The organism is Microbacterium aurugineum (assembly GCF_023101205.1).
In the GTDB taxonomy this organism is placed as follows: domain Bacteria; phylum Actinomycetota; class Actinomycetes; order Actinomycetales; family Microbacteriaceae; genus Microbacterium; species Microbacterium aurugineum.
In genome coordinates, this window is record NZ_CP078078.1 from 2,734,987 (window position 1) to 2,747,578 (window position 12,592).

The following is a 12,592-nucleotide window of genomic DNA, read 5'->3' on the forward strand; positions in this document are numbered from 1 at the left end:
CGCCGGGATCAGCTGGGCTGCAGGACCAGTCCGTCCTCCACCGCGCGACGGAAGAGGTCGACCTTCGTCGGCGCCGCCCGGTCGACCGCGGCGTACTTCGCGCGGATGCGACGGATGTGATCGAGCACGGTCTCCCGCGACAGGAACAGGGCCTGTGCGACCTGCTCGGCCGTCTCGCCGGAGGCGTACAGCGACAGCACCTCGGACTCACGGGGGCTGAGATGCGCAGCGACGAACCGGCGGTCCGCATCGAGCGCTGCCGCCCATTCGGTCGTCGCCACGACCTGCCCCTGAGCAGCGCGTCGCACCGACGCGGTGATGACCTCGAGCGAGTCCGACTTGGCGATCATCCCCGAGGCACCCGCACGCACCGCCTCGCGGAGCCGTTGCGACTCGTCCCCCGAGGTGTACGCGAGGATGCTCGCCGCGAGGCACTGGAGCGTCCGGATGTTCTCCGCCGGGGTCGAACCATCGGAGAGGGCGAGGTCGAGCAGGACCACATCGAGCCTCCGTGCACGGCGCGCGACCTCGTTCGCGGTCGCACCGCTGGCTGCGACACGGATGCCGCCGCTGCGGTTGAGGATGGTCACGATCCCGAACAGCATCGCGGGATGATCTTCAACGATTCCGACGAGGACGGGCATGTGGGACTCCTGCCGTGGGCGCTCCCTTGCGATGAGCATACAACTGCGCATCGGTGCACCGGGGGCGATACTCCGGACGCACGAGACCCGTCCGCGCGGATGGTGCCGCGGACGGGTCTCGGTGTCGTTACGAGAGTCGGGTCAGCTCAGACCGGAGTACGCGTGCAGGCCCTTGAAGAACACATTCACGATCGTGAAGTTGAAGATCACGGCGGAGAAGCCCACGATCGCCAGCCACGCCGAAGGGTTGCCGCGCCAGCCGCGGGTCGCACGGGCGTGGATGTAGCCGGCATAGAGGACCCAGATCACGAACGTCCAGGTCTCCTTCACGTCGAAGCCCCAGAAACGGCTCCAGGCGTAGTACGCCCAGATCGAACCGGCGATGAGGGTGAAGGTCCAGAGGATGAAGCCGATGATCGTGAACATGTACGCCAGGCTCTCCAGGCGTACCGCGTTGGGGAAGGTCCGGAGGAAGCCGGGACCGGTCTTCGTGGCACCTTCGCCGACGAGTCTCTCACGACGCGACTGCATGAGCTGGATCACCGAGAGCGCGAACGCGAGGGCGAAGAAGGCCGTCGCGAGAGAGGCCACGAACACGTGGATGACGAGCCACACGCTCTTCAGCGGGTCCATCAACGGAGAGACATCGACGTAGAAGTTCGTCGCCCCCAGGCCGAGCAGCACGACGACGAGTCCTGTGATGAAAGTGCCGAGGAACCGCAGGTCGATGCGGGTGAGCACCACGAGGTACACCGCGATGATGAGCAACGTGCCCATCATCGCGAATTCGTACAGGTTCGCCCACGGCACGCGCCCCGCCGCGATGCCGCGGGTGACGGTGGCGGCGAGCTGAAAGAGGAATCCGAGCACCGTCAGCGAGGTGCCGATCCGCGCCATCACGAATCGCTGCGGGGCGGCGACCGCACCGGAGGCCTCGCCGGATGCCGGGACGCTCCCCCCAGAGGCTCCGACGAGCACCTGCTCGCGGACGGTGAGCGCGTCGGCCGTCGCCTGCGAGCGCCGCGCGAGATCGAAGGCGTAGGCCACGAAGGCCGCCGCGTAGATCGCGATCGCCGTCCAGAGCAGGACCGGCGAGATCACGTTGAGCTCGAGCATGGTGTCAGTCTACTTTCCGGGTTTCGGGCGCCGGGGTCTCCGGCTCGGCGGACTCGTCCGCGGTGTCATCGATCGGGGAGCGCGCCGTGGTTCCTCCGGCCGCGTCGAGCAGTCGGGTGTGCCCTGCGACGAGGTCGTCCACGGCGGCAGCGAGAGTCGGGTCCTCGCCACGGGCGAGTGCGGCGTACTCCAGAGCGATCTCGCCGTCGCGTGCGGTGGCCTTGACCCAGACGCGTCGACGGGGCACGAACAGGGCGATCATGAGACCGCCGAGGGCGAGCAGCGCGAAGCCGAGGACCCAGACGCCGGACTCGTCACGGTGGATCTGCAGCGAGGCGAAGCGCTTCACCGACTGCGAGGCGTCCGTCGCACCTGCGGGAGAGTCGTCCTCGAAGGTGACCGAACCGAGGCCGTTCGGCAGCTGCGCGGTCTGTCCGGGGGTGAGTTCGATCGACTCGACGTCCGTGGTGCGGCCGGTGAGCTTGGTCATCCCCGTGGTGTCGAGCACGTAGACCGAGCGCGGCACGCCCTCGTTGATGCCCAAGTCGCCGGTGTACACGTCGAGCGTCAGCGTCGGGTTGGTGAGGTCGCCGTACGCGGAGAAGAACGCACCGGTGTCGAGCACGCCGGTCGTCGGATAGAAGAACCCGACCAGGCCGACCTGCTCGGCGAGTCCGTCCGGCACCTTGAGAACTCCGAGGGAGGTCATGCTGGTGTCCTGCGGGAGGAAGGGCGTGCTGCCCGTGAAGACGACCTTGCCCTCGGGATCACGCACGGTCACGGTCGGCGCGTAGCCGTTGCCGAGCAGGAACACGTCGTCGTCGGCGACCGCGAGCGGCTCGTTCACCTTGACCGCGCCGGTGCGCTCCTCACCGTTCTCCTGCACGGTCACGTTCGCCGAGAAGTCGCCCGCCTGCCCGGAACCCGGCTCGCCGAACGGCTGATACGTCACGTCGAACGAGTCGAGGCGCATCGAGTACGGAGCGAACGCATCGTCGCCCACGAACCGACCGCGGTTCATCGAGTCGTAGTCGAGGAGCGTGTTCGCGAAAGTCTCGCCCTCGACGAGCACGCGCTGACCTGTGTACGAGAACCCGCCGCCGATGCCGACCGTGACGAGCACGCCCACGAGCGCGAGGTGGAACAGGAGGTTGCCGGTCTCACGCCAGTATCCGCGCTCCGCGGAGACCGAGAACGTGCGGCCCCGGTCGTAGCGTTCGACCCGATAGCCGAGTGCCTTGAGCTGTCTCGTCGCGACCTCGATCGATGCGGCGGCCTCGGCATCGGCATCACCGGTCTTCGTCCCGGAGTCCGCAGAGGGGTCTCGCGTCACCGCACGGTAGTCCTCGAGGCGCTGCAGCCGTGCGGGAGTGCGCGGCGGACGTGCGCGGAGCGCCTTCGCATGGTGCTTGATGCGCGGGATCACACAGCCGACGAGCGAAGCGAACAGCAGCAGGTAGATCGCCGAGAACCACGGCGACAGGTACACGTCGAACATCTTGAGTCCGTCGAGCACCGGGAACAGGTCGGGGTTGTCGCGCTCCCACTGCGTGACGCCGTTCGGGTCGGCCATCCGCTGCGGGAAGATCGAGCCGGGGATCGCCGCGATCGCGAGCACGAGCAGCAGGATGAGAGCTGTGCGCATCGAGGTCAGCTGTCGCCACCCCCACCGCAGCCAACCCACGAACCCGAGCCGCGGCTGGGTGATCGTGTCGTCGCCGTCGACGTGGTCGGACGGGCGGAGCGGGTCGCTGGAGTCGCTGTTCACGGCACCCTTGTTCTCGGTCATGGTGTTCTCTGTGCGGGGGTTCTTCTCGGGGCTGGTGGATTTCGCGGCGCGATCAGAGCGGGAGGATGACACTGCCGATCACCGCCATCAGCCGGGACATGATCTCGGTCCACAGGCCGGTGGCCATCAGGACGCCGAGGACGATCAGCATCACTCCGCCGATGACGTTCACCGTGCGGATGTGACGACGGAGGAAGCCGACCGCCTTCGTCGCCCACCCGAACCCGAGCGCGACGAGGAGGAACGGGATGCCGAGTCCGAGCGAGTAGGCGAGGCCCAGGAAGCCCGCACGCACCGGATCTCCGGCATTGAAGGAGAGGGCGATGATGGCGGCGAGCGTCGGCCCCATGCACGGGGCCCAGCCGATGCCGAGGGCGATACCGAGCAGCGGGGCTCCGACGATGCCGGCCCGCGAGTCGACATGGAAGCGGAACTCCTTCTGCGCGAACCCGAACAGGCCCAGGAAAACCAATCCCATCCCGATGATGACCACGCCCAGGATGCGGGTGATCAGGTCACCCCACTGCAGGAGGAAGACACCGACCGTTCCACCGAGCACCGTGTAGGCGATGAAGACGATCGTGAAGCCGAGGATGAACAGCAGCACGCCCATCACGAGACGACCGCGGGTCGCCGTCGCCTGGGTCGTCGTCTGCGCCTCCGCACCGGCGACCGTGGAGGACCGGGGCGCGACCGCACCGCCCAGGAACCCGAGGTAACCGGGGACCAGCGGGAGGACGCACGGGGACAGGAACGAGACGAGTCCCGCGAGCATCGCGACCGGAATCGCGAGCCAGAGGGCTCCGGAGCCGATGATCGCGTCGGGGTTCACAACGCTCCCGAGGTACTCACGAGTCCTCCGCGAGCGCGTCCTTGACCAGCGTGGAGAGGATCGACGGGCCGTCGATCGGACCGATGATCTTGGCGGCGACACGACCCTGCTTGTCGAGGACGAGTGTGGTGGGTGTGGCCGCGATCGGCACGACCTTGGCGAACGCCAACTTGGCCTCAGCGGTGTCGACGTCGATCAGACTCGGGTAGGTGATGCCGTACTCCTCGGCGAACGCGACGGCGGTGTCGGCCTGATCGCGGGTGTTGATGCCCACGAACGACACATCCTCGTCGGCGAACTTCTGCCACACGGCCTCCAGGTCGGCGGCTTCGAGGCGGCACGGCGCGCAGCCGGCGTACCAGAAGTTGACCACCGTGACCTGTCCGGCGACGTCTGCGCTGTCGAACTTCTCGCCGGTCTCGGTGACACCGCCGAACTCCACGGGTTCGCCACGGTCGGCGGCGGGGATCTCGACGATCGCACCATCGGCCGCGACATAGCCGGTGTTCTCGCCGTTCAGGAACGATTCACTCACCGGATCGGGAGCGCACGCGCTCAGACCGATGGCGAGCACCGCAGCGAGCGCGGCACCGACCGCACGACGCGAGCGCCGGGTGCGGGAGGAGCGGCCGCTGCGGATCGGACGGACCGTCGAATCGCTTGGCACGACTCCGAGTTTACGCAGAGCTTCCTATGCGCGAGATGGAAACGGAGGCGTCTGACGAAGCCTCAGAACCGCGCCAGGACGTCGTCCACGCCGGCTCGGAAACGAGGGCACGTGGCGATGTCGTGCGCGCGACAGCCCATCGCGTGCTCGGTCATCTCCCGCGAACGGCGCATCTCCTCCATGCGCCGGTCGATGTCGTCCAGGTGCTGCTGCAGCACCTGGTGCCGTCCGGCGCTCCCGTCGTCGAGCAGCACCGCGATCTGCTCGAGGCTCATCCCCGCGGCCTTGCTGCGCTGGATCACGGCGATGCGCACGACCTCGTCCTCGCCATATCGTCGCCGCCCGGCGGAGTCGCGGGGAGGGGTGAGAAGGCCTACCGACTCCCAGTGCCGCAACACGTTGGTCGGCAGATGGATGTCAGCCGTCGACCGCACTGACCCCGTGCAAAGGCATCTGATCCTTGAAAACTCGGGCAACGCGAGAAACTCGAGAACGAAGTTTGTTCACGCTGATTTATCCAATCTTGCTCGGCCTCTTAGATAGCTCTTTCGCGGGCCGCCAAGATGAAGGACTGCTGCCGCGTCTGCGTCCGGGTCGAAACTGATCTATCCCTGCAACTTCCAGTAGATGCCCCCCTGCGGTAGACCGTGTTGCGTTAGCCTCATCCGTTGTGACGGCGAGTGAAATCCACCCATCGTGGCCCAGATGTCGTACAGGACGGGGTGACTCCCGGCGTAGTACTCATGACCGAGGAATGAGAAGTCGACATCTGTTGCGTCGATGGCGTCGATGCCCTGCACCAGGGTGAGAGGGGGGCACGAACCCGCTCTCGGGCCGGCGAGGAGTTGCTGCGCCAGCCAGAGCGCGCGGTCTCGCTCGGAGACGTACATTGTCGCCTTTTTCGAGATAGGCACGATAGACGGTGCTGTTTGCTCGAAACGAGCCTTGGAAACGTCCGGCGCGGCGAGGGCGACGACTCCGAAGCGGATGTGGGCGAATCGAACTGTCGACACCATAGCCTCAACAGCTTCCGTGAGTAGTTGGTTGCCCATCGAGTGGACGATGAGATCGACGCGTTCGACGCCTGCTTTGGCGACGAGTGTGTCCAGGAACTCGACGAAGGACTGCTTGCTCTCTCGCGCCCGGTCGCCGTCGGCTGGGTACCGCAGGTATGCGGCGTGCGAAGGCCAGCTAAAGAACGCGGTAATTCCGGGAAGGTTGAGGTCCGCGTCTAGTTGTCCGGCACGGATTGCCGCTTCCTCGAAAGTTGTGTTGTACCCGTGCACGTAGACGAGAGCACGGCTTTCAGCTTTCTCGTGATCCAGAGCTCTGCGTAGGGCGATGGCAAATTCGTTGACCGTGTCGTTGGGCCGGATCTCTTCAAGGCTTAGTCGACCGTCTTGCACTCCCGGCTTCCACATCCTTTTCCACGCAGATGTGCCGGTGGAGCCGAACCGATGGGATGAAGGCACGCGAATGACACAGGCTCCGTAGTGCAGTTGATTCCCCCCGGGCGCGTGGTGAAATCCGATGTGTGCGCCGCCCTCCCGAGGGAGCCTGTTGGTACCAAACCAGACGGTGACAACTTTCGCGTCGTCGTCAATGCTTGCAAGACTGGCGCCCACTGTCCCAAGCGCCGCCGTTTGCCCGTCAACTTCGAGTGCGAACCCTGTCCCGACGCGAAGAGGTACGGGCGCGTCGAGCGCGACGGTTACGACGGGCGTAGAGCCGATAACCCCTATCGTTTCGTCCACTCCCACGACACGTCCTTGTACGGGGCCGCCATCGAACGCAAACCGCATAGTCCGATCTGTAGCGCCTAGTTCGAGCCACCACGCTTGATCGAGGTCGGGGACGCGCAAGGTTGCCGTGAACATCGTGCTTCGCGTGAGTGTGCCTGCGAGCGCGATGACGTCTCCGACTTTGATTCCTTGAGCTTGCGCCCCGCGCAAACTCAAGGCTGCGTAGTCGCGTCGACCAATCCTTCTTGACGGCCGCTCGACATCAGCGATGTCACAGATGAGTCGGTCGCCGGTGCCGAACACATCGACCGACATTCCCGCGTGGGCCTCAGCCAGCAGGAATCCGTATGCGGTAACCGTGTCGGCCTGTATCTCCAGCCCGGCCACAACCATCAGTGTGGATGACGGGTTAGGAGCGTCCGACATGTCCGCGGCCGATGTCACCGCTGCGACGACGCCCTCCATGGATCGTTGATCCCGTGGATCAGCGCGGACCACGCTGTAGAGGTCGCGGTCTATACCTGGGCGAGTGAGTTGCTCCGCGACAGACATCTCGATGAGCTCGTCAATATCGGGATCGCCGACGGCGACCACCGCGACGACGATGTGTCCTACGCCTGTTTGCCACGCCCGGTCCATCGCGTTGAGCGTGCGCGAAGTCGCCCCATCCCTGGGGTCGACCAATACGAGGCCAACCTCAGCGCTGTTCCGCAAACGGGCGTCGCTGTCGCCCTCAACTGCGAAGGGAACCTCTTCACCATGGAGAACGTAGAGTGCGCCTTCGCTCTCGATGCTTAGCGTCGACCGAGAACTCCACAGGATGAACGGAAGCCCGTCGAGACCTCGGACATAAATGGCGTCAGATTCGAACGCTGGCTGAACTGCACGCGCTAAAGCGAGGAGTACCTCACCCGCTTCACGATCCGAATCCGTGAGGACTCGTACACCTACCGTTCGTCGGCTCCGCCACGCCCCGCCGTCCACCATGATGCCCTCCCCGCCTGAACGCTCGTTCACCGACACCGTAGCGCGCTCGACGCCGGTGTTGCGCAATGCGCGTTCCAGGGCTTCTCCGGCCGGATCTGCACAAACAAACGCGCAGTGCTGTTGCCGCGATCTTAAGCACGCGACGCGGGCGGATATGAGGTTCCGGGCGGCGGACCGCCGGCCCGGTAACTGGAGCCGGCGTATCGCTGAGAAACCTGCGCCCGCGGCTGCCACGATCAATGCGCTGGTCTAGCTCGTCGCACACAGCCAACGTGTGACGCAGCACGCCTCCCCATCACACCGCTGCACTCCAAGACCGCAGTCCAGTCCTGCACGCGGACGGGACCAAACACTCGATGCACCCGCGTAGGCGCAGGCTCCCGGAATGGTCCGCGCCGGTTCGCCGCTACGCACTCTACCGAGAAGTGCCTCGCAAACGCCTGTCCTTATCGTCCAGCACGATGCGATCCGCGTACTCGAGTGCGTCCACGCGTTCTCCGCTCTGCTCAGCTACTACCTGACGACTGCATCGTAACGCAATGCGGACTAAAGTCCGTAACGAGGAACCCCTACTCGACGAAAGTCAGCGCTCCGACGGCCGTCGTCGTTTCATCCGCCGCGCATAGAGGGTGCATGACCATCCTGAACAAGACCCCATTCCCCCTCTTCCTCACCTACGAGGAGGTGGCCGCTTATCTGCCCGACGTTCCGCTCGACGAGACGCTCGACATCGGCGGTCATCGCATCCTCCCCATCCGCGCGCTGGCCCCTGACCTCGGATACGACGAGATTCACGAGGCCATCCACCTCACCGAGCGAGAGAACGCCGATGCCCTGCGCACCGGCGACGGCGAGCTTCGTTTCGAGTACGCCTGCACCCAGCTCGAAGTCATCCTCGCCCTGGCCGAAGAGCAGGGAGTCCGAGCGTGGGACGTGGTCGCCTACATCGCGCAGCAGGTCTTCCCGGAGCTCACCGTGCTGGACTCGACGAAGACGCCCGTCACCACCCTCGACGCACTCCCCCGCCACGACGGTGTCGACCAGCGTTCGTTCCACGGCATGTCGAACTTCCCGCTGAGCGTTGCGCCACCGGCGTGGTTCCCGAAGGGCGGGATGCCGAACGTGGTGTTCAGCGGAATGTAGAGCGCTCCCCGGCTCAGCGCTTAGATATCTTCTTCACGACATCCCAAAGCGACGAATTCTTCGTAGCAAAACCATTATTCACAAGCCAGGAGATGTCACGCTTAGCCACAAGCCCCTCGCCCTCTTCCGCCCACGAAGAAACGAGCGGGCGGAGAGACTTGACCGCTGATCCGGGGACCACTCCCACATAAGCCTTCAGGAGCAGGATTCCCAGAGCCAACTCTCCACGCTTGTTGTCCTGTGCCATCACCTTGACCATGGCACGGACCTCATCAGCGGCCTCGCGGCGAACGGGAAGAGCGAGGAAGACCTTCACCGCACGCTCTCGGGCGGGGATCGTCTTGGCTGTGCGGACTTTGTCTCCGGCCTCCTCGTAGACATCGAGGGGCTGGCCGGGCTCGCTGAGCGCGCGCAGGTCTCCTATATGTGCTTCTTTCTTCGCCAGGAGTCTCCAAGCCTGACCCCGCTGTATCTCGTCTGCGTTCTGGCCGAAACGGTGCCACGCATCCTGAGGCAGAGTCGTCACGCTAGGCAGCTTCTCGATGTCCGTGACTGGAGGAGCCGTCGACACCCAGGTTGCCCTGAGGGAACGAGCGATCTTTGGATCGCTCACCGCGGATAGGGCAACCACAGGTAGGTGGACGATAGCGATGCCGCCCGACAGCGCGCGATGATGCGCAGCTAGGATCACGCCGAGCGCAAGTTCCGGGCTGGCTTCGTCCCATGGCTGCTTCGAAAGCATGGCAGTAGCGATTCGCTCGGCAAATGCGGGCTTTTCGGATCCCAGGGACGCAACGATGACGTCCACTGCGGCCGCCTCTGCTTGCGCAGAGGCAACGGCCCCCAGATAGAGTTTTTCGCGCATGCCGTCGGTGGTATTTACGTCACTACCGAGGGAATCCAGGATGGCCAGCAGACGCAATTGGGTCTCGAACCGCGAGTCGGAATACTCATCCCAGTCAGTTTCAAGATCGCCGCGAATCAGCTCCACGACGCTTGAAAGGTCGAACTCGTCGGACGGAACGCTCGCGACCCTCTGAGCAGCGATGGCGCCGCCCTCGCGTACCGACTCGTTGTTACTGTCGGTGACGAGCTTGACGACAGCGTGAAGCGCATCATGCTTTGACGCCGCCGAAACCGTTTCGCTTCCGTCGAGCCTGTCGACCCATCGTGTTTTCGCACGCGTGGGAGATCGGAATATCGCGTCCATGAGGAGCGAGTTCGCTTCGCCTCCCTGGCCGCGCTCGATGTCTTGGTCGATCAGTGAATCGTGAAGGTCCAGGAAGCCCCTGTTGGTGTCTGCGCGGCGAAGGACGCGTAGAAGGTCCCGCCGAAGCGTCGAACCAAGCGCGAACTCCGCCCAGCCCGCGGTAATCTCCGCCGCGATCCCTCGGTACGCTTCACGCTGCTGCTCGTAGGCAGCCTTGTTCTCTGCGTCTTGTTCATCCGCGACTGTCTTCGCCGCCGCGGTCGCCGCTGTCGGCTCCACCGGCTCCGGAGCTGTTGCCGAGAGCGCTGCAGCGAGCTCCTTGATCTCATCGAAGGTCAGCTTCGCGTCGAGATCCTCGGAGAACTTGGTGAAGAACGCAGACGCCACATCGGGCTGCGCGACCGCGTGCCGCAGAACCGCTGGCAGCATGTCTGTACGGGCCCTCGGCCAGTCCTTGTCTCTGATCGAGTCTTGAAGAAACCAGATGACCTTTGCTACACCTTCGCCAGTCTGTGCCTGCGCAACGTCGAGAATCGTTCGCATCTCCCGGCCCCTGTAACCAACCGTTGCAGCCCTGCCATACCCCTGGAGGCTCTGAACGCTCATGCCGCTGATCGCTGTTGACACTCGCCCTTCCAGCAGGCGTGCGATGTCCGGTTCGACGGCAACAAGCTCGGCCGCAATCTCGCCCGCGAGAACAACGAGGCGGTCCGAGACGCCCTTCGATTCCTTCTCTGTCTGGTCGAGGAGGTAGCGAATCGCCTCTCCAAGGTCGCGGTCACTGGCCTGGTTCAACCCGTTGAGGAGATCCGCTCGAGGCATATCAGCGGCGGAGAGGAGCTCGTGATAGACGCCGGGATCGTCGAAGGCGAGAAGAGAGCCGTCGGAGTGCATCATGATCAGGTCTGCGCGAGGCTCGGGAACGTTTCGCTCCCTCAGCAGCCGCAGATAGCGTTCGAGGTTCTCCTCGAGTTGTTCCTTTACCTCATCCGCATCGTCTTCACCCACGACCTCGTCCAGCGCGGTATCGCGCTTGTCCTCACCGACGTACTGATTGACGAGCTCAAGAAGGGACGGGCGTGTGGGCTCGGCAGTGCCTGGGCGGTACAGGTATCGCATGAGGGCTGGCTCACGTTCGAGGTCAGCCGCCAGACGAGGAAACTCGGTTTGCAGGACGGTGAGAACCGCGATTTCCTCAGCCCGATCCAACCACTCGAAGTTCATGCCTTCGTAGATCCTGGCGTTTACCGCGAAGTCATTCAGCAATACCTTGGTGCGTCGAGGACTGGCAAGGTGCATCGGCGACAGGATGTTCACGACTCTGTCGAGCAGGTCGGCATCGTGAGATCGAAGCTGGCCCCACACCCCTCCTCGTTCTCGAACAAGCGAGGAGGCGAAGCGACGGAAGGTGTGTACGGGCTGCGGCGGGAGGGCCAACTGGAACTGGAAGATCTTGTCGAGGTACTCCCCGCTCGTGCGGTAATAAGGCGCCGCGTTGTCCCGAGGGGCGCTCTCTTTCAGCTGACTGGCAATGACTCCGGCGACTGCTTCGCGGTCAAACGCGACGACGAAGACACACTCCTTGTGTCCGAGGAAAGTGCGTAGACCTTCCAGGGTCGCCATCACGTCTGAAGGCGTACAGCGGTCGAGTTCATCGACGAAGATGACGAAGCGATGCTTCTTCTTGGTCTCAAGAATCTCTTCGAACAGCTTCCCGAACTGCGCCACGTGACTCGGCGTGGATTTCGACACTGTGACCTTCGAGAGCTCGATGATCGCCAGCGCGACGACAACGATGAGCGTGCCGCCCGCAGCCATGTTCGCGAAGCCACCGATGTTTTCGACGAAGAGGCTGAAGTATGTGCGCTTGACGCCCGAGAGAAGCTGCACACCGGTCCAGAGGGCCGGCAGGCCGAAGAACACGCCGAGGAGGACACCGATCAGGATGAAGAATCGTGCGCGTGGGCTCCACTTCCGGTCGGAAAGCGGTCCTTGCACGGAGGTCGTCGCTTGAAAGAGCTTGTCCGAGATCTTGACGTCCGCTTTCAGTTGCGCGGCGACCTCAGACAAGAAGTTCGTGCGAAACCCAGAGCCCGCGTTCTTCCATGCGTCGAAGGTGATGTGTTGAGTCTTGGTCGACTGCTTACCGAGTTCCTCACGCAACAAGGCGTTGAAACTGCTCTTTCCCGATCCCCAAGGGCCGAACAGGGCGATGTTCGCGTTACCGGGAGACGACACCGCTAGTTCCGCTGTTCGTCGGGCGAGCACTCGGTGGTGCAGCAGATCGTCTTTCTCGCCGATGCCCCCAGCTCCCGCGCCGAGTGGCTCATCCGGTACGAGATCCTCTGCACTGAGCACCTGCATTTGAACGTTCCCCCTGTCGTCACCTGATCCTGACTCTATCGGGGTGAATGGACATCCGATAGCGCTCCTGCGTGGATCGCGCGCGGGTAACGATCCCT

9 protein-coding genes are annotated in these 12,592 nt (G+C 64.2%); 1 reads left to right on the top strand and 8 read right to left on the bottom strand.

What is annotated here, in order from left to right:
• Positions 1 to 8: 8 nt before the first annotated feature.
• The 7 genes from KV397_RS13165 to KV397_RS13195 all read right to left on the bottom strand — a co-directional run bounded on the left by KV397_RS13165 (position 9) and on the right by KV397_RS13195 (position 7,843).
• Positions 9 to 644 (bottom strand): response regulator transcription factor, encoded by a 636-nt coding sequence (locus KV397_RS13165; RefSeq protein WP_153243608.1) that lies wholly within the window; start codon positions 642 to 644, stop codon positions 9 to 11.
• 141 nt (positions 645 to 785) lie between these two features.
• Positions 786 to 1,760 carry a c-type cytochrome biogenesis protein CcsB gene (ccsB, locus tag KV397_RS13170; RefSeq protein ID WP_131491774.1) on the bottom strand — a complete coding sequence of 325 codons (975 nt, stop codon included), beginning with the start codon at positions 1,758 to 1,760 and terminating at the stop codon, positions 786 to 788.
• 4 nt (positions 1,761 to 1,764) lie between these two features.
• On the bottom strand, positions 1,765 to 3,549 hold the full coding sequence (resB, locus tag KV397_RS13175) for a cytochrome c biogenesis protein ResB (RefSeq protein WP_261811451.1): 1,785 nt from the start codon (positions 3,547 to 3,549) through the stop codon (positions 1,765 to 1,767).
• Between the two features lie 52 nt (positions 3,550 to 3,601).
• Positions 3,602 to 4,381: a cytochrome c biogenesis CcdA family protein gene (locus KV397_RS13180; protein ID WP_047520718.1), complete on the bottom strand. Its 780-nt coding sequence runs from the start codon at positions 4,379 to 4,381 to the stop codon at positions 3,602 to 3,604.
• A gap of 16 nt (positions 4,382 to 4,397) precedes the next feature.
• Complete coding sequence (locus tag KV397_RS13185; RefSeq protein WP_047520716.1) at positions 4,398 to 5,048, bottom strand: TlpA family protein disulfide reductase; 651 nt, start codon at positions 5,046 to 5,048, stop codon at positions 4,398 to 4,400.
• Between the two features lie 62 nt (positions 5,049 to 5,110).
• Positions 5,111 to 5,482, bottom strand: a complete 372-nt coding sequence (locus tag KV397_RS13190; protein WP_261811452.1) for a MerR family transcriptional regulator — start codon at positions 5,480 to 5,482, stop codon at positions 5,111 to 5,113.
• A gap of 171 nt (positions 5,483 to 5,653) precedes the next feature.
• Positions 5,654 to 7,843 (bottom strand): alpha/beta hydrolase, encoded by a 2,190-nt coding sequence (locus tag KV397_RS13195; protein WP_261811453.1) that lies wholly within the window; start codon positions 7,841 to 7,843, stop codon positions 5,654 to 5,656.
• Positions 7,844 to 8,410: 567 nt separating this feature from the next.
• Here KV397_RS13195 and KV397_RS13200 point away from each other — a divergent pair.
• Positions 8,411 to 8,920, top strand: coding sequence for a hypothetical protein (locus tag KV397_RS13200; RefSeq protein WP_261811454.1), 510 nt, complete (start codon positions 8,411 to 8,413; stop codon positions 8,918 to 8,920).
• 13 nt (positions 8,921 to 8,933) lie between these two features.
• Here the strand turns inward: KV397_RS13200 and KV397_RS13205 are convergent, their stop codons facing one another.
• Positions 8,934 to 12,494, bottom strand: a complete 3,561-nt coding sequence (locus tag KV397_RS13205; RefSeq protein ID WP_261811455.1) for a KAP family NTPase — start codon at positions 12,492 to 12,494, stop codon at positions 8,934 to 8,936.
• Between the last annotated feature and the right edge of the window lie 98 nt (positions 12,495 to 12,592).